Raw genomic sequence first — 24,225 nt, forward strand, 5'->3', positions numbered from 1 at the left:
AGCGTCTATTTTTAAATAATGCATTTTAAGGACGTTCTTTGCAAAAGAGCTAGATAAAAATAACCCCCGCACCATTTTCAGGAACGGGGGTCGCTTTTGAGCTTAACGCGTCAAATCACAGGACTAATTAGTCAGTGCGGTTTTGACGGTTTTCGATCAGGTCGTCGACAACGCTCGGGTCAGCCAGGGTGGATGTATCACCCAGAGAACCGAAATCGTCTTCGGCGATTTTGCGCAGGATACGGCGCATGATCTTACCGGAACGTGTTTTCGGCAGACCCGGTGACCATTGCAGCCAATCCGGAGATGCGATCGGGCCGATTTCGCCGCGAACCCATTTAACCAGCTCTTTCTTCAGCTCGTCAGATGGCTCTTCACCAGCGTTCAGTGTCACGTAAACGTAGATACCTTGACCTTTAAGATCGTGCGGTGCACCCACAACAGCAGCTTCCGCCACTTTCGGGTGAGCAACCAATGCAGATTCAACTTCTGCCGTACCCATACGGTGACCGGATACGTTGATTACGTCATCGACACGACCTGTAATCCAGTAGTAACCGTCTTCGTCACGACGTGCGCCGTCACCTGTGAAGTACTTGCCCGCATATGTGGAGAAGTAAGTCTGCTTGAAACGCTCGTGATCACCGAAACATGTACGCATCATCCCCGGCCAAGAGGTTGTCATACACAGGTTACCGTCTGTTGCGCCTTCAAGCACGTTACCGTCGTTGTCAACCAGTTGCGGTTCAACACCGAAGAACGGACGCGTTGCAGAACCCGGCTTCAGGGCAGTTGCACCCGGCAGCGGAGAAATCAGGATGCCGCCAGTTTCAGTCTGCCACCATGTATCAACAATCGGGCATTTACCTTTACCAACAACTTCGTTGTACCAGTTCCAAGCTTCCGGGTTGATCGGCTCACCCACAGAACCCAGTACGCGCAGAGTTTCCAGTGAACATTTTTCAACCGGCTCTTTACCTTCACGCATCAGTGAACGGATCGCAGTCGGTGCCGTGTAGAAGATGTTAACTTTGTGTTTGTCACAAACTTCCCAGAAACGGGAAACTGTCGGATAGTTTGGCACACCTTCAAACATCAGTGTTGTCGCGCCGTTCGCCAGCGGACCATAGACGATGTAAGAGTGACCAGTTACCCAACCCACGTCAGCTGTACACCAGTAGATGTCACCTTCTTGATAATCGAAGATATACTGGTGAGTCATTGCCGCATAAACAAGGTAACCACCTGTACAGTGCTGAACACCTTTCGGCATGCCAGTGGAACCAGAAGTGTAAAGAATGAACAGCGGATCTTCAGCGTTCATTTCTTCAGCCGGGCAATCAGCAGAAGCCGCAGCCGTTACTTCTTCGTACCATACGTCACGACCGTCTTTCATGTCGATGTCACCGCCTGTACGTTTTACAACGATACAAGACTCAACACCTTCACGATCCATAGCGATGTCAGCATTGGCTTTCAGTGGAACCTTACGGCCACCACGCAGACCTTCGTCCGCTGTGATTACCATTTTGGAACCAGAACCCTTGATGCGGTCAGCAAGGGCGTCCGGTGAGAAACCACCGAATACGATTGCGTGGATGGCACCGATACGCGCACAAGCCAGCATTGCAACAGCAGCTTCCGGGATCATCGGCAAGTAAAGAGTGACACGGTCACCTTTGCCAACGCCTTGTGCTTTCATGGCGTTTGCCAGTTTACACACACGGCCGTGCAGATCTTTATAAGTGATGTTTTCAGAGTCAGACGGGTCGTCGCCTTCCCAGATGATCGCAACCTGATCACCACGTTCTTCGAGATGGCGGTCCAGACAGTTGTGCGCGACGTTTGTTGTGCCGTCTTCGAACCAACGGATGTCTACGTCACCGTCAAAAGAGGAATTTTTAACTTTTGTGTAAGGCTTGAACCAATCGATTCGCTTGCCATGTTCACCCCAGAATGCTTCTGGGTCTTCCACGGACTGCTTATACATTTCCAGATACTTGTCGTTATCGGCGTGAGCCTTAGCGGCAATTTCTGGGTTGACTGGATAAATGTCGGACATTTCTTGCGAATCTCCCTAGGTATGTCGAGGTCTATGAGCACGTATTTTCGTGCTTCGGTTAAACATTTGCACAGAGCCTAGCAATGCACTGCGCGTGATTATGTCAGAAAATCATCGCGAAACAAGTGAATAAATTGTACTACCAGTGCGCAATAAAATTTTAACACTGGTCATACCGAAAACTGCGTAACGCTAATTCCCTTATCTTTTTGGGGGAAAGGGCTTACAAGTTGTTGTCGATAAAGACTTCTTCCCCGCGAATTTCGCTGGCAACGCGGGGTAAATTTTGGCCCTGACACGGCCCATGCACGCATTCGCCGTCATCAATTTTAAATAAAGCACCATGGGTTGAACAAAGAATAAAGTTCTTTTCCATGTCCAAGAATCGGTCTGGCTCCAAATTTAATGGCACGCCAAGATGGGGGCAGTTATTTACAAAGACGGAAATTACCCCATCTTTTTTAACCGCTATGATGGAAATCTGCTGGTCTTCTTTTTTCAGGAAGAATTCTTTGCTGTCTTCTTCGTCGATATCGTTATAGCCACACAAGCGGTATTCAAGTGTCATGGTTATAGACCCCCCATGGCATTTATCAAGTCCCATGCTTCTGATGCGATAGGCATCACAGACAAACGAGACTGTTTAATCAGCGCAAGATCCTGCAAGCGCGGATCCTCTTTTATTTGTTTTAAGGTAACGGGATGTTTTAAAGGATGCAATGCCTTGAAATCGACACAGACAAAACGCCCGCTTTCATCTGTGAGGTCTGGATAGGCGTCGCGCACCACTTCCAACACCCCGACAACGGCCTTTTCTTTTTGAGAGTGATAGAAAAAGGCCAAATCCCCACAGGCCATTTCCTTCATAAACTTGCTCGCCTGAAAGTTGCGCACACCATCCCAGGGCTCAATACCTGCGCGGACATGATCGTCCCAGGACCAGCAACCCGGTTCAGATTTCACAAGCCAGTGGTTCATATCCCCTCTCAAATTAGTCAGCAGGCAGAACTTTTTTCCATTTGGAGATGGTCACAGATTCAAACAAACCGGCTGCGGCATAAGGATCGTTTGCACAGAATTTTTCGGCCTCTGTACGGTTTTCCAGATCAAGAATAACAACTGAACCATTCATCTGGTCGTCTTCTTCACCCAATGTCGGGCCAGCGGCAAAGACTTTCTCGCCATAGGATTTAAGATATTCCACATGGGCTGCACGATTATCGAGGCGCACTTGCAGGTGGTCGGCTTTATCAACACATTTAATAACGTAGAGCATTAAATTTCTTCCTTAAACGGGCGGGCAAGCAGATTATCAACGACTTTGGTGATATCTGCCCCTTCATTGAGAATTTGGTTTACGGCGGCACAAATGGGCATATCCACATTCAGACTGTTAGCCAGTTTACAGACAGAGCGGGCCGTATAAACCCCTTCGGTCACTGCCTTGCGAGCTTTCAAAATATCTTCGAGCTTGTCCCCTTGTCCCAAGGCCATGCCAAGGGAGAAGTTGCGCGATTGCATGGAATTACACGTCAGTGTCAAGTCACCCATACCTGATAGCCCCATAAGCGTTTCACTTTTGGCCCCTTTCGCCACCCCAAGGCGGGCCAGTTCTGCAATGCCACGGGTAATAAGGGCAGCGCGTGCATTATCGCCAAAGCCTTTTCCTGAGACCATACCGCTGGCGATGGCAAGCACGTTTTTCACCGCGCCACCGATTTGTGCACCGATAATATCATCGCTGGCATAAATGCGAAAACGGTCAGAGCCGATAATATTGGCAATCTCCATAGCCTGCTTCATGTCGTCCATGGCAAGTGTACAGGCCGATGGCAGGGCGTTGGCGACTTCAATCGCAAAGGTGGGGCCCGATAGAATGCCAATGCTGGCTTGGGGAAGTTCTTCACCAATCACTTCACTCATGATCTTGCCGCTGTTCAGCTCAATTCCTTTGGCGCAGACCAACAAGGGCGTTCCCTCTTTATAATGTGGTTTGAGTGTCTGGCAGGTGGCGCGTACAAATTGTGCGGGCGCGACCATCAAAATCACATCACTATCGACCATTTCCAATAAATCAGGTGTGGCTTTGATATTGGGGTCAAGGCTGGTATTAGGCAGGTATGTCGGGTTTGTGTGGCTGCGATTGATAAAATCCGCTACTTCCGGCTCATGAGATTGCAAGAGAACCTCGTTTTCGGCTCGCTGGGCGGCACAAGCTAACGCTGTTCCCCAAGCCCCTGCACCGATCACACCAATTTTCGCCATTTAAACCTTCCTGACTTTCTTTTGCCTCTTTATGCGATGGAAAAGCAGTTGGGTCAAATATTAGTCGAGTTCAAAGGCGTTTTTGTAATCAAGGGCGAGTTTCTCGTCCTGATCTTCTTTTTTCAGGAAACAGTTGCCGACAACCAGATTGTCTAGTTCTGTGCCCATGAAACAACGAAAAGCATCTTCTGGGGTGCAGACAATTGGTTCACCACGCACGTTAAAGCTGGTGTTTACGGAAACAGGGCAGTCGGTGCGTTCCTTAAAGGCAGAGACGACAGCGTGGAAACGTGGGTTTGTGTCTTTATGAATGGTTTGGATACGGGCTGAATAATCCACATGGGTGATGGCCGGAATTTCTGAGCGTGGTACATTGAGTTTTTCAATGCCAAACAGGGCTTTTTCTTCCTCGCTCATTTCCTTTTGCTTATCCTTATGGACATCAGCCACCATCAGCATATAGGGACTATCTTGGTTATGATCAAACCATTCCCCGACATCTTCACGCAGTACCGATGGCGCAAAGGGACGGAAAGATTCGCGGTATTTCACCTTCAGGTTCAGCGTTTTTTGCATTTTGGGGGAGCGGGGATCAGCAATAATGGAACGTCCGCCCAAGGCACGCGGGCCAAATTCCATACGTCCCTGCATCCAGCCAATTGCTCGTTCTGAGGCCATGGCATCAGCTGTTTTCTCAATCATTTCGCCTTCGGAAAGGGTCTCAAAAACCGCGCCAGCCTTTGTTAAACGCGCTTCAATATCGTTTTGTTCAAAGGCGGGGCCAAGATACGATCCTTGCATGAAGTCTTTGCCCGTATCGGCTTTGCGCTTTCCGCCTTTATGATGGTAATGTGCTGTTAAGGCAGCGCCCAGTGCGCCCCCGGCATCCCCTGCGGCAGGTTGTACCCAGATGTTCTTGAAAGCGCCATCGCGCAAGACTTTGCCGTTTGCAACACAATTCAGGGCCACACCGCCTGCGAGACACAGGTTGTCAATGCCATATTCTTCACGCAAGGAACGGGTCAGACGTAGAACGATTTCTTCGGTTACGGCTTGCACAGAGGCGGCCATATCCATATGGAATTGTTCCAGTGGATCCCCTTCACGCCCGCGCACGGGATGGCCAAACAGGTCCGCAAACTTCTGATTGGTCATTGTCAACCCGGTACAATAGTTGAAATAGGACATATCCAGACGGAAAGAGCCATCTTCCTTCACATCAATAATATTATCCATGATCAGGTCTTTATATTTCGCTTCACCATAAGGGGCGAGACCCATGACCTTATATTCACCGGAATTGACCTTGAAGCCTGTGTAATAGGTAAAGGCAGAATAGAGCAGGCCCAAAGAATGGGGGAAATGGATTTCCTTAACCATTTCCATCTTGTTCCCTCGGCCAATGGCGACAGATGTGGTCGCCCATTCGCCAACCCCATCCATGGTTAGGACCACAGCTTCTTCAAAGGGGCTGGGATAAAAGGCTGATGCGGCATGAGACTGATGATGCTCGGCAAAAAGCAGTTTATTTTGCCAGTCAAAATCCGGGTCTTGTTTCTGAAATTCTTTGCGCAGGTAATCTTTTTGAAACAGCTTTTCTTTCAGCCAGACTGGAATAGCCGTTTTAAATGAACGAAACCCCCGTGGAGTAAAGGCCAGATAGGTTTCAAGCAGCCGTTCAAACTTCAAGAATGGTTTGTCGTAGAAAGCCACATAATCAATGTCTTTCATTTCGACTTTGGCTTCGCTCAAACAATAAGCGATGGCCTCACGGGGGAAAGCCGCATCATGTTTCTTGCGGGTAAAACGCTCTTCCTGAGCCGCAGCAATAATAACACCGTCTTCAATCAGGGCGGCTGCACTGTCGTGGTAAAAAGCAGAAATACCAAGGATACGCATCAAACGGATGTCCTAGAATAATGTGTAGATGAACGGGGCAACAGCAGAGCCTTGGGCCAAGACAAGCAGACCACCGAACAAAACCATGACAAGGATGATGGGCAGGAGCCAGAATTTTTTGCGTTCTTTCATGAACGCCCAGAGTTCAGCAATAAAGGACATGGAAGAAATCTCTTAAAATTGATTTTTCATGGTTTCAGGGGACGGGCCAGCTGGATCGCGTTCAATCCAGTAAGATTTTGCATTGGGCTCTAGCTTGAGGTGCAAAGGGTCTTTACCAAACAGGCGCAACAACAGGCCAATTGGAATAATGGTAAGTACATAGACCGCAAACATGATCACGGGGTTCACCACCTTGAACATAATAAAGCCAAGTTTCATCCAGGCTTTATTGAGTGGAGCCAGAAGTGCTGGATAGGTGAGGCCCAGGATCAGCAAAGGCAGTGCAATAGAAAGCAGGACAATGCCAATGGTATCAAGCATATTGGAAGACCATAAACGATAAGCCTCAATAAGGGCCAAAATACCGCCAACTGTCAGACCAAAGCTACGATCCGAAGAGCCTTCGATTTCGTGATGTTCTTGATGTTCGGTTTGCATATTATTGCTCTGTAAAAATCAGTCTTATGTGAATACTGGACCCGTCCCCTAAAACCGGAGAATATCTTTTCCATTTGGTTGTGACTGATTTTGATAAAAAACGCCAGTCCTATATTGTTTGTTTGTCTTTTCTCGTCATAATCAATACAAAATCATAGCGATCACATTGCCAACCTACCAATTTGGGTCAAATGCTTTTCAATTCATATGCATTTATATTTGTTTTTTTGCCCATAGCTTTTATCGGTTATCACGGACTGCGCCGTCTCCCTCATCATAGCCCTGCGATTTTATGGCTATGTGGCTGCTCCCTTATGTTTTATGCCATGTGGTCCTGGGCTTTTGCACCTCTTTTGGCAGGCTCCATCTTAATCAATTTCATTATCGGCAAATATCTACAGCATATTCAAACATACCGGCATTCCTTATTGGTTTGCGGGCTTATTTTTAATATCGGGCTGTTAGGGTATTTCAAATATACCAATTTTCTTCTCGGTAGCCTGTTTAGCTATTCCGGTTTTGATATTGTTTTGCCCATCGGCATCAGCTTCTTTACCTTTCAACAAGTTGCCTATCTTATTGATACATATCGTCACGAGGCTGAAGAATATGATTTCTTTAAATATTTCCTGTTTGTTAGTTTCTTTCCGCAATTGATTGCCGGACCCATTGTCCATCACAAAGAAATGATGGGGCAATTCCAACATAAAATCGAAAAAGACATCTTGTGTGATAAAATCACACGTGGCCTGATTATTTTCTCCATCGGTCTCTTCAAGAAAGTCATTATTGCAGATTATTTTGCGACACTGGCCACACCTATTTTTACGGCGGCTGACAATCAAAAAACAATCGGTTTTTTTGAAAGTTGGATCGGATCACTCGCCTATAGTTTTCAAATTTATTTCGATTTTTCCGCCTATAGTGACATGGCGATTGGCTTAGGCTTACTGTTTGGCATTAGCCTCCCACAAAACTTCAATTCCCCCTATAAAGCAAAATCAATCATCGAATTCTGGCGACGCTGGCACATGACCCTGTCGCGTTTTTTGCGCGATTATCTGTACATTCCTTTAGGGGGAAACCGCCTTGGTCCTCTTAGGCAATATGCCAATATCTTATGTGTTATGCTAATTGGCGGCCTGTGGCACGGGGCCGGTTGGACCTTTATTGCCTGGGGTGGACTTCATGGTGTATTTATCATTTGTAATCACTTTAGTCCCTTTCAAATAAACCAATGGCTGTCCAGGGCTCTCACCTTACTGTGCATTGTGATCGCCTGGGTCTTTTTCAGGGTAGAAAGCTTTGATGGTGCCTTTTATCTGCTTCAGGCAATGACACTGCAAACAAATTTTTTTGTCCCCATTGTCTGGCAAGAAGAACTTGCCCAAATTCCATTCTTAAGTTTTACTCAGACCCATCTTAGTGCAGATCAATTTAAATGGGGCATTCTCTCCTTACCACTCGCCCTCTTGGTCTGCTGGTTGAGCCCCAACAGTTGGCAAATCGCCACCATGAACATCCAAAAACCAGCCCTTCAAGTCACAACTGCTTGCTTTTGTCTGGTCCTCATGGCTATCAGCCTGTGGTACCTTGATCGCCCTAGCGAATTTATTTATTTCCAGTTTTAGGTGAATAATGCGACCCTTTTTATTCACATTCACCATTGGTTTCTTGCTCCTCAGCACTTTTGTTGCAATTTCCTATTTTTTCTTTGATATACGAGCTCTCACCTGCCGTGGTGCAGGCTATAAAGCCAATACATTCATGGCCTATTGCAACCACCCGGCCTATGGCGATTATGAACATGGTGCCTATTATTTTGATCTGGAAAACGTCAATGCCCATCTCAAAAAAGCAGATGTCTTATTTCTTGGTAACAGCCGCATTCAATTTGCTTTATCTACCAATGTTACGGCCGATTATTTCAACAAAAATAACTTGAGCTATTACCTGCTTGGCTTTGGCTATGATGAAGGGGATGAATTTGTCAAAATGCTGCAAGATAAATATCATTGGCAGCCTAAAGTATTGATTATTAATACAGACCCTTTTTTCACAAAAACATCTGATGTAACAAAAGCAATTTCAAATCACACAATTACCGAAAAAGATTACCGCCTAAAAAAGACTTTTCAAACGATCCACCGCCTGATTAGTCCCGTTTCCCCCCAATCAAAAGGGGCTTTTTATCGATCTTCTCAAAATGGCCAATGGGTATGGGAAGAAAGCTTGAAGTTTCCCCAGTCCCCCTTTCCAATTGATGCTAAAAAAGCTGCTGAGATCCCATTTAAAAGTGAGGCAATATCACAACTATTTGATCTAGTTCAAAAGTTCAAGGTTAAGAAACAATGCGTCATCTTAACATCTGTTACAAATAACCAAGTTAATAGTATTTCTTTTACTAAACGATTGGCACAAGTAAGCAAAATACGTTTCTTTATTCCAAATATTCAAGGTCTTAAAACCGTAGACGGTTCTCATCTTGATTATAAAAGTGCACAAAAATGGTCTGATGTTTTCCTAAACGGTATCCAAAACATGCTAAAGAGCTGTATTTAATCTGTGTCTTTAAGCCCACTTGGCAAAACAATCATCAAGGGAATACCTAAAATTTTAATATAAAAACGCCACCATTTTCTATTCTTGGTGTAGCGCCCTTTTAAAGCTAGTAGGTCTTTGTGCCCATAGTAAGTTTTGAAAATAGGAAACCTATAATCATAATGATCAGGGTGCTTCGTTCCCAAATAGCGTTTGATAAGGCCATCAATAAACTTTCTTGGGTAGGCAACATCCAATTTATCAAGCCACATTTCTAGCTTTGGAGCTTGTTCTGGGTTAACTCTTAAAAGTTTAATTTTCACCAAAGGACAGCGTTTTTTTTGCCAAACCTTAGGGAAAAAAGCACTCGCAACCATAATATTCGTATCATACCAACCCACATAACAGTCAGACTTAAACCCTTCTTCATGTAATAAATCAGATAAGCCAAATTCATATTTCCCAACGATTTCATATCGATTATCCAATTTGGTAATGTTCTTCCAAAAAGACTGAAACCGTTTGTTCCCAACGACTGGCTTACGAAAGCCCATAAAGTAACTATTCACACAATACTGATTAATTCGTTTAATAATTGTGCCGCTGACCCCCCAGAAATCACAGGGATTTTGATCCATTGTCCTGAACATCTCATCAAAATTATAAACAGGTCCAAAACAACTATCATTAACAAACAGAACCTCATCATAATTTGCTAAATCCTGCTCAACAGCCAGAAAAGCCCGTTTCCAACTACCGAAATCATATTCACCATGGGGTGCGGTATGGATCACTTCCCCAAAAGGGGCAATCTTGGCACATTCAGTTTCAGATAAATCCACATCAGATACAAAAACAAGACGTTCGTAATGTGGCTTTATCCCCTCTAACAATCGCACCACATAATCGTCGACAAGGTTGTCTTTATCGTAATGGGCAAATAAGATGAGCCGCTTCATAAAATTGACCTGATTTGGAAACATAAGAATATGGACGTTATAGCGCTTGATATCTCCGATGTGAAATTGATTGTACCCGCAAAATTCAGGGATGAACGAGGCTTCTTTTCAGAAACCTATAATCAACAGCGCTTCGCCGAGGCTGGCATTGAATGCCCTTTTGTTCAAGATAATCACTCATTATCACGTGATATCGGTATACTGCGTGGTCTACATTATCAGAAACCACCCTTTGCCCAAGATAAACTCGTCAGGGTTGTGAAAGGTAAAATTCTAGATATTGCAGTCGATATCCGCAAAGAGTCCCCCACTTTCGGTCAATGGGTTAGCGCAGAACTTAGTGCAGATAACTGGACACAAATATTCGTTCCCATTGGGTTTGCCCACGGCTTTGTTACTTTGGAAGAAAATACCGAAGTCTGTTACAAAACCTCAGCCCCTTACGCACCGGATTACGAAGACGGTATTATCTGGAATGATCCTGACCTCAATATTAATTGGCTTATTAAAGACGACACAATTCAACTGTCAGCAAAAGATAAAATTTTACAAACGTTTGCCGACTATACAGACAAACCAAGTTTCTAGTCATGTGAATCTAAAGTTCGTCACATAAAGTTTGTTTCACTTTGTGGCAAAATCTTTTGACCAAAGCGAGTATCTGGTCTGCTGGTTTTGTCCATTTATAAGGTTTTGGGTCTTCGTTGTGAACTTGAATAAAGTCACAGATATCCTTTTCCAGTTCCTTCACAGATGTATGAACACCGCGTTTGATTTGCTTACGTGTTAGTTCTGCAAACGAGCGTTCCATCTGATTGATCTATGACGCTGATGTTGGCGTAAAATGAACATGGTAATGAGGTCTGCGGGCCAGCCATGCTTTGACTTCCTTTGTTTTATGCGTGGCATAATTATCCATCACAATATGGATATCGAACCCTTCTGGCATATTCTTTTCAATTTCCTTGAGGAATTTCAGAAATTCACTGGAACGGTGGCGTTTATAACATTTTCCGATGACAAAGCCTGAAGCAATATCAAGTACCGCGAATAAGGAAGTTGTGCCATGGCGAATATAATCATGGGTTTGACGTTCCGGAATGCCTGGCATCATGGGCAAGACAGGTAAAGCCTGTATCTGGCTTTTTTCATCGACGCATAGCACAATTACTTGAGTAGGTGGAGACAGATACAAACTGAATAGCCCCTATTTTCCTAGACACCTTGTCGGTTACAAAATGAGGCAAGGAGTTATTCAATATCCAAATCCTATTTCACCGATGAATTTAAAATTGATGCTGTAAAGCAGATTACGGAACGGGGCTATTCAGTCGCAGAAGTTTCCCGGCGTTTAGGTGTCAGCACACATTCGCTTTATCAATGGCGTAAGCGGTTTTCTAAATTGCCAGCTGTTGCCCAAGAAGTTATGGAACAATCTGCCGAGATCAGTCGCTAAAAGAAAGAGTTGGCCCGTGTCACCGAGGAGTGAGACATCTTAAAAAAGGCCACGGCGTTCTTCGCAAAAGATGCCAAGTGAAGTACGCCTTTATGAAGGTGCATCGTTCTGATTTTATGATCCGAAGCATGTGCCGTATATTGCAAGTTCATCCAAGCGGGTTTTATGCGTGGTTGAAATCACCGCTCAGCAAAAGAGCCCTTGAAGACCAACGTCAAACGGAGCTTATCAAGCAGGCTTGGGAAGAGAGTGGCAAGGTCTATGGTTATCGTAAGTTACATGATGATCTGTGCGAATTAGGCGAATTCATAAGCCCCAATCGTGTCGCACGTTTAGCTCGTCTGGCAGGAATTTTACTCAGATCGGATATAAACGTCGCCCTGGTCAATATGGAGGAAAACCGTCTATTGTTGTTGATAATACACTTGATCGACAATTTGATGTTCTGGAACCAAATCGATTTTGGGTAACTGATATTACCTATATTAAAACGACAGAAGGATATTCATATTTAGCGGTTGTTATTGACCTTTATTCCAGAAAAGTTGTTGGTTGGTCTATGCAAAGCAGGCAACTGACAGAACTCGTCTTGCAGGCTTTATTAATGGCTGTGTGGCGGCGAAAACCTAAAAATAAAGTCGTCATACATTCCGATCAGGGCTCACAATTTACCAGCATTGAATGGGCTTCGTTTCTGAAATCTCATAACTTGGAACATTCTATGAGCCGTCGCGGTAATTGTCATGACAACGCTGTTGCGGAAAGCTTCTTTAACCTGCTTAAACGTGAACGCATCAGGCGCAAGGTCTACAAAACCAGAGCGGATGTAAGGCAGGATGTATTTGACTATATTGAAATGTTCTACAATCCAAAACGCAAGCATGCTAGGAACGAAATGCTGTCACCAAATGAATTCGAACGACAGCAAAAAAGAGAGATCAAGGCGTCTAGGGAAATAGGAGCTATTCAACTTGTCAGTCAGGCAAGATCCCAAGATCCACATCTAATGTTCTTTTTGCGGATAAAGAATTCTATCGCTACATTGATTTCTTGAGTATAGAAAACTATGAAAAATCTTAGAGTTCTTTTTATTAATTTAGTTATTTTCTTATTTTTATTTGAGGGCTTATCCTTTTTGTATTTTCATTCAGGGATAAGTTTAACAACATATGAGCCTTCTTATGTTCAGGGGGTACATAAGACCGAAGCTCAATGGATGACTGAATTTGAAGACTGGGGGGCCTGGCATTTACCCAATGGAAAAGCGAGTTTTGAAAGGCGTTGTATTACGACAAACCTCTTGGCCAATTCGTTTGGTGCACGTGACAGGGAACGGATGAAAGAGTCTGCGTCTTCGCGTGTGGTTGTTTTAGGTGACTCTTTCGCTGAAGGCTATGGCATCTCAACTGAATTTCGGTTTTCTGATGTATTGGAGGAACGTTTAGAGAAAGAGTTCCTGAATTTTGGAGCGTCAGGAAATTTTGGCCCTGTGCAATATTATATCCTGTATCGTGATCTTGTACGTTCATTTGATCACGACACTGTTTTAATCAGTTTTTTGCCAGATAATGATTTCACTGATAATGACCCGAAAGAGTGGAATAAAGGGAGTGCAACGATTTTTAAAAATCGTTATCGCCCTTATTATCGTAAATTAGAGCAAGGCTATGAGGTTTTCTATCCAGCAGAGAAGCCGCAAAAAATGAAGACATTTGCAGAAATGACGGCTGCTGGACACGATAATCGCTCTATCAAATCTAAAATTCAGCGAATGACATGGATGTATGGGATTTATCGAGAGATCAAGGCATATAAACAAGTGTTTGATGTGGATGTTCCAGACTATTCTGGTTATTTTGATATGTCACAAAGCCAAATAGAGGCTTCACTCTATTTTGTTGGTGAAATCAAGAAGTTGGCTCGGAATAAAAGAGTCATATTATTCACAATTCCACGCCTTGGAGATCTGAGAAAACTGCAACAGCATAAAAGCCATTTGCCGGAGGTCTTCAAGAGTTCATTGGATGAAATGGGTGTGGAATATTTAGACCTGACGCAAGAAACCTTGCAGGCAGAGAATAAACTTGAAAGCCTGTTTATTCCGTGTGATGGGCATTGGGATCGAAAAGGCCACCGTTTAGCAGCAGATATTCTGCAAAAGCATTTCTTTAGTCCTTAAGCCTTCTTCCCACCAGCAAAGGCTGCTTTCGGCGCATCAGGGTCCAGCGGCCATCTGGGGCGAGGCGCAAAGGTGAGGTCGTCGGTTTTACCAGCTTTGAATGTTTCGAGTCCGGCCCAGGCGATCATGGCGGCGTTGTCGGTGCAGAGTTTCAAGGGTGGGGCGACCATGCGCATGTTGTGTTTGTCACACATTTCGCTCAGCTGTGAACGTATGGCCTGATTGGCAGCAACACCACCGGCTACAACCAATGTATCGCCATCGCAATAATCCTGTTTGAACATCTTGATGGCGTTTTTACAGCGGTTGATCAGGCTGTCGGCTGCGGCGTTTTGAAAGGCTGCGCACAGATCATTGAGGTCTTCTTCTTGAAAAGGACCCTCGGGCAGGGCTTCGGCCGTTTGACGCACAGCGGTTTTTAGACCGGAAAAAGAAAAATCACAGCCCGGTTTTCCTTTCATAGGGCTCGGGAGCTTAAACCGTTCCGGGTTCGTCGCTTTTGCTGCGGCCTTTTCCACATGGGGCCCACCGGGGTAGCCAAGACCTAAGAGTTTGGCCGATTTATCAAAGGCTTCTCCCAAAGCATCATCAATGGTGGTGCCCAGACGTTTATATTTGCCAACCCCTTCAACAGCAAGAATTTGGCAGTGTCCGCCAGAAACCAAGAGGAGAAGGTAGGGGAAGGTGACTTGATCAGTGAGCCGTACGGTGAGTGCATGGCCTTCCAGATGGTTCACGGCAATGAAGGGCAGGTTATGGGTCAGGGCGATGGCTTTGGCCGTCATGACCCCAACAATGACCCCACCAATTAAACCTGGCCCACCTGTGGCGGCGATGGCATCAAGCTCGCTATAGTCAATACCAGCTTTTTCCATGGCTTCATTGACCAAACGGTCGATATGATCAAGATGGGAGCGCGCAGCAATTTCTGGCACAACCCCGCCGTAAGGGCGATGTTCATCCAGTTGGGAGAGCACAACATTGGACAGAATGCGCGTTTCGCCCTCCCCCTCATCGGTGATGACGGCGGCTGCGGTTTCATCACAGCTGGTTTCGATTCCTAAAATCTTCACGCGTCTTTCCTAACGTTTGTCCTTGAATAAGTTGATGAAAATCAACAAATACTTTCGGGTCAGGCTCTTAGCCCTAATGCTGTCACAATTATGCGGCAGAGATAGCATAAATTCAGTGTAACGATAAAGAACAGAGATTCAAATTCATGTCCGATCAGCCCAAAGTCGTCATTGGTACCCGTGGTAGCCCGCTTGCGTTGGCTCAGGCTTATGAAACGCGTGAACGTTTACAAGCCGCCCATGAAGAACTACGCGGGGAAGGGGCGATTGAGATCGAAGTTATCAAAACTACAGGCGATATGATTTTGGATCGCCCTCTTTCTGAAATTGGCGGGAAAGGGCTGTTTACCAAAGAAATTGATGATGCTCAGCTTGATGGTCGGGTCGATATTGCGGTCCATTCCATGAAAGATGTGCCCACCTGGTTGCCTGATGGGCTGTGCTTACCTTGTATCTTGCCGCGTGAAGATGTGCGCGATGTGTTTATTTCCAATAAGGCAAAAACATTGGCAGACTTGCCGCAAGGGGCCGTTGTGGGCACGGCTTCACTGCGTCGCCAAGCCCAAATCAAGGCGAAATACCCCCATCTGAAGGTCGAGACATTTCGTGGCAATGTGCAAAGCCGTTTGCGTAAATTGGATGAAGGTGTGGTGGATGCCACGCTTTTGGCCAATGCAGGCTTGCGCCGCCTCAAGAATGAAGAGGCGATTACGTCTGTTATTGATGAAGATGTGATGTTGCCTGCGGTGGCCCAAGGCGCCATTGGCATTACCTGCCGGGAAAATGATGAAAAGGCGTTGGCGTATCTTGCGCCCCTAAATTGTGAAACCTCTAAAATCCGGATTGAAGCCGAACGTGCGTTGTTGCGTGTGCTGGATGGGTCTTGTCGTACCCCGATTGCCGCGCTGGCGACTGTTGAGGGCGATGAAATTACCTTGCGTGGCCTTTTGGCGAAACCGGATGGTTCTGAAGTGTTGACCAATGAAATGACAGGGCCGGTGAGTGACCCCGATAGCCTGGGCACAAGGGCCGGGGAAGAATTAAAAGAACGCGCCGGTGCAGATTTTCTAGCCGAAGCGACCCAAGCCTAATATACTACTCTGAGAGAATGTTGTCCCTGTGAATGCCGGGACCTTTAATCAGGGGAGTAATAGCGATGCGTATTCTTGTCACGCGACCGAAAGAAGATGCTGCGCCGCTTGTTGAAGCGTTGAAAAAGAGGGGGCATCAGCCCGTTCTTTTCCCCTTACTCACCATTGTGAACGAGGCTGATGGGGCAAAGACGCTTTCGTCTTATAAGATTAAGGATATTCAAGCCCTTTTGGTGACAAGTGCCAATGGGGTACGTGCTTTTGCGTCTGCGGATAAACGCCGCTCTTTTAAAGTGTTGGCCGTTGGGGATGCATCGGCAAAAGCCGCTCGTCAGGCGGGTTTTAAGCATGTTGAAAATGCTAATGGTGATGTTGAGTCATTAGCAAAATTAATTAAAAAAGAGGGCGACCCAGCCAAAGGGAAGTTTCTTCATATTGCGGGCTCCCGCCTTGCCGGTGATTTGAAAGGATTGCTGGAGGCCGATGGATTCGAGTATGAGCGGGTTGTTTTATATCATGCGGATAAAACAACCAGCCTGTCCCCTTCGCTTAAGAAACAAATTACCAATCGTGAAATTGATGCCGTGTTGCTCTATTCCCCGCGCACAGCCACGTCTTTTGGCGAATTGATTGAAAAAGCTGATTTGGTAAAGCACTTAGATTGCATACGGGCCTATGGACTTAGCGAGGCTGTTGCGTCAAAAATAAAACATCTGCCGTTTAAAGAGATGAAGACGGCCCCCACACCGGACCAAGAGGCTCTGCTTGGTATCTTATCTGATTCAGAGGAAGACTCGATGACTGCGAAAAAAGAAGAAGACAAAAAAACAGACGTAAAGAGTGACGAACCCCCCAAGACAGAGGAAAAAGTCAAAGAGCCTGTAAAGGCAGAAGAAAAGAAAGAGGCTAAAAAAGAGGTGTCTGCGGATAAAAAGCCAGAAAATAAAAAAACAGAGCCTAAGAAAGTCGCCTTTAGCGATGATGACCCGGTCAAAATGGCGCTGGAAAGCAAAGCAGCGGCCAAGCCTGTGAAGAAAAAAGGATCTTTCAAGCTCAAAGCTTTGGCCGCATCGGTTGTGATTTTGGCAGGTGCCGGGGCAGGCGCTTATTATACGCAGGATATGTGGGTGCCACGGGTGAAGGCTGAAATTGCACGCGTTTTAAAACTGGAAACGGTGCAAGGCTCAGTGGTGCCTGACCAGGTTTTGATGGATATGATGAACCGCATCGCGGCTTTGGAAGCAGGCGGTGGAAATACAGGCGATGGTTCTGATGCAGTTGATGTCCAGCCCTTGCTTGATCGTATTGCTCAACTCGAAGCGGCCTTGGGTGATGTCAGGACGGGTCTTTCCTCTATTGAAATTGCTAATGGCAGTGAGGAAAAATTAGCTGAGTTTAAAGAATTGGCGGCAAAGCTGGAAAGCGTTGGGACAGCTGAACCCGTTGATTTGTCTGGAATTGAAGCTGAAAATGCAGCCTTGCGTGAGGCGCTGGCAACGTTAAATGCCCGTTTGGCTGATGTGGAAGCTGCTAATTTGCAGGCGCGCAGCAGTTCAGATAGTGCCCATGCGTTATTGGCTGGTTTCAGTGCGCTTCGTGAAGCTATGCGAACCTCATCACCTTTTGAGGCTGAGCTTCAGACACTGAGTGTATTGGCTCAAGGCCACCCCACGTTGGAACGCAGTGTCGCAGCTCTTCAGCCTATGGCGGCAACAGGTATGGCGTCGCTGGCGTCTCTTCATACCTCTTTTGAAACCACAGCCAAGGATATCGTGCGTGCCATTGCCGTGCCGGAAGGGGCAAGCTGGATGGAACAGACCGTGCGCAACCTGACCTCTTATGTCAGTATCCGTCGTGCCCCAGGCAATCTGGACGGGACCGGGCCGTTGGGGATGGTTGCACGCGCCGAACATAATGTGCGTGCCGGTGATTTTGTTGGTGCATTAAATGAACTGCAAAATCTGTATGGCAAGCCGCTGGAAGTCGCCCAGCCGTGGATGGATGCGGCGAAATCGCGCTTGATTGGCAATGCCGCACTGGCTGACCTACAAGCCAATATCCTGACCTTGTTAAGCACATCAGGGGAGCAAGGATAATGTTTGGACGTATTGTAAAATATCTTCTTCTTCTTTTGGTCGTTGTTGCCATTGGGGTTTGGTTTGCTGAACATCCGGGCAAACTCGCCATTGAATGGCAGGGGCTGATTGTTGAAATGCCCATTGGTCTGGCCCTGTTGACCGCGCTGATTGTGATTGCCATTTGTGCGCTGGCCTATCGGATTTGGGTGTTTGTGCGCAAAAGCCCGCAAACATTTGTGCATTTCCGCCATGAACGCCGCAACCACAAAGGCTACGAAGCCTTGACCAAAGGTATGGTCGCAGTGGCCGCTGGTGAAACGGCAGAAGCGCGCAAACATGCGAAAAAAGCCCATGATCTGTTGGATGATCCCAGCCTGACCATGTTGCTTTCTGCTCAAGCAGCTCAGCTTGATGGGGATGAAGAGGCTGCAGGTGAGTTTTTTGATGAAATGTCCAAAACCAAGGGGCTGGAATTTCTGGGCCTGCGTGGGCTGATGAACCAGGCCACAGCGCGTGGTGATAAGGAAGAAGCCCTAAAACTGGCGAAGATGGCCTATAAGCTGAAACCGAAAACCGAATGGTTGGCGCAAAGCCTGTTTGAATTGCAAATTCAGCGTGGCGATTGGGCGGAAGCTGAATCTATCCTGTCTACATCTATCAAACATAAACTGGTGGAGAGCAAGGATGGTGCGCGTCAAAAAGCAGCACTTATGGTGGAACGTGCCTCGCAGGCGGAACGTGAAGGTCAAAATGATCAGGCGATTAAACTGCTTGGTCAAGCGTTGAAACAGGATAAAGAGCTGGTGCCTGCCGCTCTTGCTCAGGCCCGTTTGTTGGGGAAAGCCAATAAACGCCGCAAGGCGGTTTCTTTGATTGAAGAAACCTGGCGCAAAACGCCGCACCCGGCTCTTTATGATTTGTACCAAGAGATGCAGGGCGAACCCGATGCGTTGAAGCGGGTGAATTTGGCGGAACGTCTGGCAAGTCAAAACCGCAAACATGTTGAAAGCCGGATCATCATTGCCCGTGCTGCGCTTGAAGGGCAGTTGTGGGGGGAAGCGCGTGACGAGTTGAAAGTTCTGTTGGTTGAAGCTCCCAGTGCACGGGTCTTTGCTATGATGGCGGAACTGGTGGAAACGGAAAATGGTGATTTGACTGGCGCACGTGAGTGGTTGCGCAAGGCGACCGAAGCGGCGGCCAATCCCGCATGGGTTTGTCAAGAATGCGGCCATGTGTCAGTTGATTGGTCTTCTGTTTGTTCAAAATGTGAAGGGTTTGATACGCAGATTTGGCAGACGCCACAACAAGCTGAAACGACACCCCCTGCTTTGGACCAAGGGCAGGTGGTTGAGGTCGAAGCTGTGGAAGCTGAACTGGTGATTAATAAATCAACGGCGGCGCAATAAGAGGTCCTGACCCTAGACTCTTTATTAAAGACAAGTCCGGACTCTTTTGCTAAAAGGTTTTTTTACCAATTGGTCAAGGATTGGGTCGTCCATGACAATCACGCTGGCCCCGATGGAAGGGGTGGTTGATGTTCATATGCGCAATATGCTGACACGTATCACAGGTTATGACCTGTGCGTGACAGAATTTGTGCGTGTCTCCCAAACCGTGGCTCCGCGTGAATGGTTTTTAAAATATTGCCCGGAACTTTTAAGTAACAGCCAGACCCCTGCGGGTATTCCCGTTCATGTCCAGTTGATGGGGGGCGAAGCCGATGTGATGGCTGATAACGCTGCCTATGTGGTGCATGAACTTGGCGCGATTGGGGTGGATTTGAATTTCGGTTGTCCGGCAAAAACCGTGAACCGCCATATGGCGGGTGCTGCGCTCTTGCAATGGCCGGAAAAGCTTCATGATATTACAGCACAGGTCAAACAGGCTATTGATGGCAAGGCCCCACTAAGTGCCAAGATGCGCCTTGGGTTTGAAGATAAATCCCTTGCTCTTGAAAATGCACAAGCCATTGAAGAAGCTGGTGCTGAAAAACTCACGGTTCATGCGCGCACCAAACTGGAAGGCTATAAAGCCCCTGCCCATTGGGAATGGTTGGCTCGCATCAAGGAAGTCATTGATATTCCTTTGGTCGCCAATGGGGAGGTTTGGACGCCCCAAGATGCGCAAAAATGTCGTGAGGTCAGTGGCTGTGAGCATATCATGATTGGTCGCGGTGCCATTGCACGGCCCAGTCTTGCGCGTGAAATTAAAGGGGGCGAGTTTGCTCTCTGGCCGGAAATGCTTGGTTGGCTCAAGCTTTATTGCGACATGATGATTGATACCAAGCGCCCGAAATGGGGCGAAGGGCGTATGAAACAATGGATCAAGTTATTGGGGCGAACTTACCCAGAGGCCAAGGCCCTTTTTGATCGCATTAAGCCGTTGCGCGATCCAGCCTTGATTTATACCCATGTGTGTGAGGAATTGGGTGAGGTGACACATGTCGCCTAAACAGCACCGTTTGGAATTAAAGGGCCTGACCAAGGCTTTTCCAGCCTGTATTGCGAATGATCATGTTAATTTTAATGTGGAACCCGGTGAAATTCATGCGCTTTTAGGGGAAAATGGCGCGGGCAAATCCACATTGGTTAAAATGATCTATGGGATCATGCAGCCCGATGAAGGGGAAATGATTTGGGAAGGTCAAACGGTTCGGATTGAAAATCCAGGGATGGCTCGTAAACTCGGGATTGGTATGGTTTTCCAGCATTTTTCCCTGTTTGATTCCATGTCAGTGCTGGAAAATATTGCTCTTGGCATTAATGAAAAAGGCCCCTTAAAGGTTCTTGCCAAACGAATTGTGGACATTTCCAATCATTATGGCCTGCCGCTGGATCCTGAACGCCCAATCCATACCTTGTCGGTTGGTGAACGCCAACGGGTCGAGATTGTGCGTTGCCTGTTGCAAGACCCCAGCTTGATTATTATGGATGAACCAACCTCGGTTTTGACCCCACAAGAAGTGGATAAGCTGTTTGTGACCTTGCGTCGCCTGCGTGAAGAGGGGCGTTCTATTCTCTATATTTCCCATAAGTTGGAAGAAATTAAGGCCCTGTGTGATCGTGCAACTATTTTGCGTGCTGGAAAGGTTGTAGGTGATTGTGACCCGGCCAAAGAAAGTGCGCGTTCCATGGCGCAGATGATGGTGGGCCAAGAGATCAAAACACCTGAGAAAAAAGAAGGTGTGCAGACAGGTGATGATTGCCTGGTGGTCAATAACTTGTCTATGTCTTCTGATGATGTATTTGTTGCAGATCTTGATTCGATTTCTTTTTCCGTCAAATCCGGTGAAATCTTTGGCATTGCCGGGGTGGCGGGCAATGGGCAGAATAACTTGCTTTCTGTACTGTCTGGGGAACGGTTGTGCCCCAATGATGATGCAATTTTGATCAAGGGCATGGCTGTGGCCCATTTAGGGCCGAATAAGCGTCGCCGCCTAGGATTGGCGTTCGTGCCGGAAGAACGCCTTGGTCATGGCACGGTGCCGGAAATGTCACTGGCAGATAATACGGTGCTGTCTGGACATGGTGGGGTGACCGAACTGGTGCAAATGGGCTGGCTGCGTTTTTCCAAGGCGCAGAATCTTGCCCAGAAAATTATTCAGGCGTTTGATGTCCGCAGTGGTGGACCAAAGGCAGAAGCAAAATCTCTTTCCGGCGGAAATTTACAAAAGTTTATCATTGGTCGCGAGCTGTTGAAAAATCCCACGGTTCTGATTGTGGCCCAGCCCACATGGGGGGTTGATGCGGGTGCTGCTGCGGCCATTCATCAGGCGCTGATGGATTTGCGCGATCAGGGATGCGCCATTTTGGTGGTGTCACAAGATTTGGATGAGCTTTTTGCGGTGAGCGATCGCATGGCGGTGATTTCCCATGGTCGTTTATCACCAGCCCGTCCCACCCATGAAACAACGGTTGAACAAGTAGGTTTGCTTATGGGCGGGATGTTTGATCAGGTTGATCCTTGGGATCAGGAGGCCCATCCATGATCCGTTTTGAACAGCGTTTGGCTCCTTCTCAGGTTATGATCTATGGTGCACCTGTGTTGGCCGTTGTGCTCACATTATTGGCGGGGGGGATTCTTTTTGGGGCGTTAGGATACGATCCACTCCAGTCTATGTATTTATTTTTTATAAAACCAATTAGTAATACTTATGGCGTGTCTGAGTTGTTGTTAAAGGCTGTACCCCTGACGCTCTGCGCGATTGGGCTCGCTTTTGGCTTTCGGGGAAATGTGTGGAATATTGGGGCTGAGGGACAGCTGACTATGGGGGCAATTGCCGCAGGCGCAATTGCTGTAACCTGGCATGATACGACAAGTTCATTAATTTTGCTAATTATGATATTAGCAGGAATTATGGGAGGGGCGGCTTGGGCAGCGATCCCAGCCTTTTTAAAAACGCGTTTCCATGCCAATGAAATTCTGACCAGCCTGATGTTGACCTACGTTGCCACACTTTTTTTGGGATATTTGGTCAATGGGCCGTTACGTGATCCCGAAGGTTTTAATTTCCCCGAATCACGTATGTTCGGTGAGGCCGCTCTTTTACCGTTATTGGTTGACGCATCGCGGCTTCATGTTGGTGCCTTGATTGCCCTTTTTATTGTGATTGCTGCGTGGCTGATTTTAAGTCGGACCTTAATTGGTTTTCAGGTAAAAGTCGTTGGGTTGACACCCATGGCCGCGCATTATGCAGGTTTCAGCTCAAAAAAAGTTGTTTGGATGGGGCTGTTGGTTGGTGGTGCCTTGGCCGGATTGGCTGGCATGTTTGAGGTTGCCGGACCTATCGGTCAGCTCCAGCCTGTGATTTCCCCGGGCTATGGCTTTACGGCGATTATTGTTGCCTTTCTCGGGCGTCTTCATCCATTGGGGATTTTATGTGCAGCCTTGTTAATTGCACTTTCTTATCTGGGGGGGGAGACGGTGCAGATGCAATTGAGCCTGCCCTTGGCTGTAACCGGGGTATTCCAAGGCATGCTGTTATTTTTCCTACTTGCTTGTGATGTCTTGATCAATTACCGCCTGGTTCTGGGGCTGAAAAGGAAGGTCGCATGATCGGGTTTGAGCTGGAAACACTGGTGGCGATTTTACTGGGGGTTGCCCGTGGGGCGACGCCGCTGGTTTTTGCTGCAATTGGCGAATTGATTACGGAAAAAGCTGGGGTCCTGAACCTTGGCGTTGAAGGGATGATGCTGGTAGGGGCTGTGGCCGGGTTTATTGCGGTTGTAGCCACCGGAAGTACAGGGTTTGGCTTTGTTGCGGCGATGTTGGCCGGGGCGGCTCTATCCAGTCTTTTTGCTTTGCTGGTTTTGTTTCTTCACACCAATCAGGTGGCCAGTGGCCTTGCCCTGACCATATTTGGTATCGGCCTGTCCGCCTTTTTTGGGCTGGATTATGTCGGAACACCGATTAAAGGGCTTTCTGGCCTTTATATCCCCGGCTTAACCGATATCCCCGTGATTGGGCCATTGCTGTTTGGTCATGACATTATGGTCTATCTGTCTTTTGTGTTGGTTGCGGGATGTATCTGGTTTTTAAATAAGTCCCGGTGGGGGCTGATTTTGCGCGCCGTTGGCGAATCGCATCATGCGGCCCATGCGATTGGCTATCCGGTGATTGCCATTCGTTTTGCCGCCATTTTGTTTGGTGGGGCCATGTGTGGACTGGCCGGGGCTTATATTTCCCTGATTTATACACCGATGTGGGCAGAAAATATGACAGCCGGGCGGGGCTGGATTGCATTGGCTTTGGTGGTTTTTGCCACATGGAAGCCGGGGCGGGCTTTAATCGGGGCTTATTTGTTTGGCGGGGTGACGATTTTGCAATTAAATGTGCAAAGCATGGGACTGGATGTTTCCGCCCACCTGATGAATATGTTACCTTACCTCGCAACCATCCTGGTATTGGTGCTGATTTCGCGTGATGAAACAAAAATTCGATTGAATGCACCTGCTTGTCTTGGCAAGCCTTTTCAGGCAAATGGATAATATAATTTGTAAACTATTAGAAAAAGTGATGTCTA

The 24,225-nt window shown here is 47.0% G+C and carries 21 protein-coding genes and 2 pseudogenes; 12 read left to right on the top strand and 11 right to left on the bottom strand.

Annotated features, from left to right (window positions below; translation table 11 throughout):
• Window positions 1-127: 127 nt before the first annotated feature.
• The 8 genes from acs to E4K71_RS16885 form a co-directional block, all read right to left on the bottom strand.
• Window positions 128-2,062 (bottom strand): acetate--CoA ligase, encoded by a 1,935-nt coding sequence (gene acs / locus E4K71_RS16855; RefSeq protein ID WP_135081562.1) that lies wholly within the window; start codon window positions 2,060-2,062, stop codon window positions 128-130.
• 223 nt (window positions 2,063-2,285) lie between these two features.
• A complete protein-coding gene (locus tag E4K71_RS16860) occupies window positions 2,286-2,630 on the bottom strand; it encodes a Rieske 2Fe-2S domain-containing protein (protein WP_135081564.1) in 345 nt (114 codons plus the stop codon).
• 2 nt (window positions 2,631-2,632) lie between these two features.
• Complete coding sequence (locus tag E4K71_RS16865) at window positions 2,633-3,040, bottom strand: EVE domain-containing protein (RefSeq protein WP_135081566.1); 408 nt, start codon at window positions 3,038-3,040, stop codon at window positions 2,633-2,635.
• A gap of 13 nt (window positions 3,041-3,053) precedes the next feature.
• On the bottom strand, window positions 3,054-3,338 hold the full coding sequence (locus E4K71_RS16870; protein ID WP_135081568.1) for a YciI family protein: 285 nt from the start codon (window positions 3,336-3,338) through the stop codon (window positions 3,054-3,056).
• A complete protein-coding gene (locus E4K71_RS16875; protein WP_135081570.1) occupies window positions 3,338-4,327 on the bottom strand; it encodes an NAD(P)H-dependent glycerol-3-phosphate dehydrogenase in 990 nt (329 codons plus the stop codon). Before E4K71_RS16875 ends, E4K71_RS16870 begins: the two co-directional genes overlap by 1 nt.
• Window positions 4,328-4,387: 60 nt before the next feature.
• Complete coding sequence (locus E4K71_RS16880; protein WP_135081572.1) at window positions 4,388-6,226, bottom strand: carbamoyltransferase; 1,839 nt, start codon at window positions 6,224-6,226, stop codon at window positions 4,388-4,390.
• A 12-nt stretch (window positions 6,227-6,238) separates the two neighbouring features.
• Complete coding sequence (locus tag E4K71_RS18295; protein ID WP_167730662.1) at window positions 6,239-6,388, bottom strand: DUF5989 family protein; 150 nt, start codon at window positions 6,386-6,388, stop codon at window positions 6,239-6,241.
• Between the two features lie 12 nt (window positions 6,389-6,400).
• On the bottom strand, window positions 6,401-6,826 hold the full coding sequence (locus tag E4K71_RS16885; protein ID WP_135081574.1) for an SxtJ family membrane protein: 426 nt from the start codon (window positions 6,824-6,826) through the stop codon (window positions 6,401-6,403).
• A gap of 314 nt (window positions 6,827-7,140) precedes the next feature.
• On the opposite strand from E4K71_RS16885, the gene E4K71_RS16890 reads away from it, so the two are divergent.
• Both E4K71_RS16890 and E4K71_RS16895 read left to right on the top strand, forming a co-directional pair.
• On the top strand, window positions 7,141-8,457 hold the full coding sequence (locus tag E4K71_RS16890; RefSeq protein WP_206201923.1) for an MBOAT family protein: 1,317 nt from the start codon (window positions 7,141-7,143) through the stop codon (window positions 8,455-8,457).
• 7 nt (window positions 8,458-8,464) lie between these two features.
• Window positions 8,465-9,388: a hypothetical protein gene (locus E4K71_RS16895; RefSeq protein ID WP_135081578.1), complete on the top strand. Its 924-nt coding sequence runs from the start codon at window positions 8,465-8,467 to the stop codon at window positions 9,386-9,388.
• Here the strand turns inward: E4K71_RS16895 and E4K71_RS16900 are convergent.
• On the bottom strand, window positions 9,385-10,326 hold the full coding sequence (locus E4K71_RS16900) for a rhamnan synthesis F family protein (protein ID WP_167730664.1): 942 nt from the start codon (window positions 10,324-10,326) through the stop codon (window positions 9,385-9,387). The two genes, E4K71_RS16895 and E4K71_RS16900, sit on opposite strands and share 4 nt — an antisense overlap.
• A 30-nt stretch (window positions 10,327-10,356) precedes the next feature.
• Here E4K71_RS16900 and rfbC point away from each other — a divergent pair, with 30 nt between their 5' ends.
• On the top strand, window positions 10,357-10,914 hold the full coding sequence (gene rfbC / locus E4K71_RS16905; RefSeq protein WP_135081582.1) for a dTDP-4-dehydrorhamnose 3,5-epimerase: 558 nt from the start codon (window positions 10,357-10,359) through the stop codon (window positions 10,912-10,914).
• Between the two features lie 10 nt (window positions 10,915-10,924).
• On the opposite strand, the pseudogene E4K71_RS16910 reads toward rfbC, so the two are convergent.
• Window positions 10,925-11,521 (bottom strand): annotated as a pseudogene (locus E4K71_RS16910) (IS630 family transposase); the annotation flags it as partial.
• Between the two features lie 63 nt (window positions 11,522-11,584).
• Here E4K71_RS16910 and E4K71_RS16915 point away from each other — a divergent pair.
• Window positions 11,585-12,707: pseudogene (locus tag E4K71_RS16915) on the top strand (IS3 family transposase); the annotation flags it as partial.
• Between the two features lie 141 nt (window positions 12,708-12,848).
• Window positions 12,849-13,961 carry an SGNH/GDSL hydrolase family protein gene (locus tag E4K71_RS16920; RefSeq protein WP_135081584.1) on the top strand — a complete coding sequence of 371 codons (1,113 nt, stop codon included), beginning with the start codon at window positions 12,849-12,851 and terminating at the stop codon, window positions 13,959-13,961.
• Here the strand turns inward: E4K71_RS16920 and tsaD are convergent.
• Window positions 13,958-15,034, bottom strand: coding sequence for a tRNA (adenosine(37)-N6)-threonylcarbamoyltransferase complex transferase subunit TsaD (gene tsaD / locus E4K71_RS16925; protein WP_135081586.1), 1,077 nt, complete (start codon window positions 15,032-15,034; stop codon window positions 13,958-13,960). The genes E4K71_RS16920 and tsaD overlap by 4 nt on opposite strands.
• Before the next feature lie 146 nt (window positions 15,035-15,180).
• On the opposite strand from tsaD, the gene hemC reads away from it, so the two are divergent.
• The 7 genes from hemC to E4K71_RS16960 all read left to right on the top strand — a co-directional run bounded on the left by hemC (window position 15,181) and on the right by E4K71_RS16960 (window position 24,190).
• Complete coding sequence (hemC, locus tag E4K71_RS16930; protein WP_135081589.1) at window positions 15,181-16,125, top strand: hydroxymethylbilane synthase; 945 nt, start codon at window positions 15,181-15,183, stop codon at window positions 16,123-16,125.
• A 65-nt stretch (window positions 16,126-16,190) separates the two neighbouring features.
• Window positions 16,191-18,221 carry a uroporphyrinogen-III synthase gene (locus tag E4K71_RS16935; RefSeq protein ID WP_167730666.1) on the top strand — a complete coding sequence of 677 codons (2,031 nt, stop codon included), beginning with the start codon at window positions 16,191-16,193 and terminating at the stop codon, window positions 18,219-18,221.
• Window positions 18,221-19,609 (top strand): heme biosynthesis HemY N-terminal domain-containing protein, encoded by a 1,389-nt coding sequence (locus tag E4K71_RS16940; protein WP_135081593.1) that lies wholly within the window; start codon window positions 18,221-18,223, stop codon window positions 19,607-19,609. Before E4K71_RS16935 ends, E4K71_RS16940 begins: the two co-directional genes overlap by 1 nt.
• A gap of 91 nt (window positions 19,610-19,700) precedes the next feature.
• Window positions 19,701-20,654 (top strand): tRNA-dihydrouridine synthase family protein, encoded by a 954-nt coding sequence (locus tag E4K71_RS16945; RefSeq protein ID WP_135081595.1) that lies wholly within the window; start codon window positions 19,701-19,703, stop codon window positions 20,652-20,654.
• A complete protein-coding gene (locus tag E4K71_RS16950; RefSeq protein ID WP_135081597.1) occupies window positions 20,644-22,191 on the top strand; it encodes an ABC transporter ATP-binding protein in 1,548 nt (515 codons plus the stop codon). The genes E4K71_RS16945 and E4K71_RS16950 overlap by 11 nt, the downstream gene beginning before the upstream one ends.
• Complete coding sequence (locus E4K71_RS16955; RefSeq protein WP_135081599.1) at window positions 22,188-23,258, top strand: ABC transporter permease; 1,071 nt, start codon at window positions 22,188-22,190, stop codon at window positions 23,256-23,258. The genes E4K71_RS16950 and E4K71_RS16955 overlap by 4 nt, the downstream gene beginning before the upstream one ends.
• The gene (locus E4K71_RS16960; RefSeq protein WP_135081600.1) at window positions 23,255-24,190 is read left to right on the top strand and encodes an ABC transporter permease; all 936 of its coding nucleotides are present in this window, start codon (window positions 23,255-23,257) and stop codon (window positions 24,188-24,190) included. Before E4K71_RS16955 ends, E4K71_RS16960 begins: the two co-directional genes overlap by 4 nt.
• Window positions 24,191-24,225: the final 35 nt, after the last annotated feature.

The organism is Terasakiella sp. SH-1 (assembly GCF_004564135.1).
Taxonomy (GTDB): Bacteria; Pseudomonadota; Alphaproteobacteria; order Rhodospirillales; family Terasakiellaceae; genus Terasakiella.

Coding starts and splice junctions, on each gene's coding strand:
- acs (WP_135081562.1), bottom strand. CDS start 2,062: ATGTCCGACATTTATCCAGTCAACCCAGAAATTGCCGCTAAGGCTCAC.
- E4K71_RS16860 (WP_135081564.1), bottom strand. CDS start 2,630: ATGACACTTGAATACCGCTTGTGTGGCTATAACGATATCGACGAAGAA.
- E4K71_RS16865 (WP_135081566.1), bottom strand. CDS start 3,040: ATGAACCACTGGCTTGTGAAATCTGAACCGGGTTGCTGGTCCTGGGAC.
- E4K71_RS16870 (WP_135081568.1), bottom strand. CDS start 3,338: ATGCTCTACGTTATTAAATGTGTTGATAAAGCCGACCACCTGCAAGTG.
- E4K71_RS16875 (WP_135081570.1), bottom strand. CDS start 4,327: ATGGCGAAAATTGGTGTGATCGGTGCAGGGGCTTGGGGAACAGCGTTA.
- E4K71_RS16880 (WP_135081572.1), bottom strand. CDS start 6,226: ATGCGTATCCTTGGTATTTCTGCTTTTTACCACGACAGTGCAGCCGCC.
- E4K71_RS18295 (WP_167730662.1), bottom strand. CDS start 6,388: ATGTCCTTTATTGCTGAACTCTGGGCGTTCATGAAAGAACGCAAAAAA.
- E4K71_RS16885 (WP_135081574.1), bottom strand. CDS start 6,826: ATGCAAACCGAACATCAAGAACATCACGAAATCGAAGGCTCTTCGGAT.
- E4K71_RS16890 (WP_206201923.1), top strand. CDS start 7,141: ATGTTTTATGCCATGTGGTCCTGGGCTTTTGCACCTCTTTTGGCAGGC.
- E4K71_RS16895 (WP_135081578.1), top strand. CDS start 8,465: ATGCGACCCTTTTTATTCACATTCACCATTGGTTTCTTGCTCCTCAGC.
- E4K71_RS16900 (WP_167730664.1), bottom strand. CDS start 10,326: ATGAAGCGGCTCATCTTATTTGCCCATTACGATAAAGACAACCTTGTC.
- rfbC (WP_135081582.1), top strand. CDS start 10,357: ATGGACGTTATAGCGCTTGATATCTCCGATGTGAAATTGATTGTACCC.
- E4K71_RS16920 (WP_135081584.1), top strand. CDS start 12,849: ATGAAAAATCTTAGAGTTCTTTTTATTAATTTAGTTATTTTCTTATTT.
- hemC (WP_135081589.1), top strand. CDS start 15,181: ATGTCCGATCAGCCCAAAGTCGTCATTGGTACCCGTGGTAGCCCGCTT.
- E4K71_RS16935 (WP_167730666.1), top strand. CDS start 16,191: ATGCGTATTCTTGTCACGCGACCGAAAGAAGATGCTGCGCCGCTTGTT.
- E4K71_RS16940 (WP_135081593.1), top strand. CDS start 18,221: ATGTTTGGACGTATTGTAAAATATCTTCTTCTTCTTTTGGTCGTTGTT.
- E4K71_RS16945 (WP_135081595.1), top strand. CDS start 19,701: ATGACAATCACGCTGGCCCCGATGGAAGGGGTGGTTGATGTTCATATG.
- E4K71_RS16950 (WP_135081597.1), top strand. CDS start 20,644: ATGTCGCCTAAACAGCACCGTTTGGAATTAAAGGGCCTGACCAAGGCT.
- E4K71_RS16955 (WP_135081599.1), top strand. CDS start 22,188: ATGATCCGTTTTGAACAGCGTTTGGCTCCTTCTCAGGTTATGATCTAT.
- E4K71_RS16960 (WP_135081600.1), top strand. CDS start 23,255: ATGATCGGGTTTGAGCTGGAAACACTGGTGGCGATTTTACTGGGGGTT.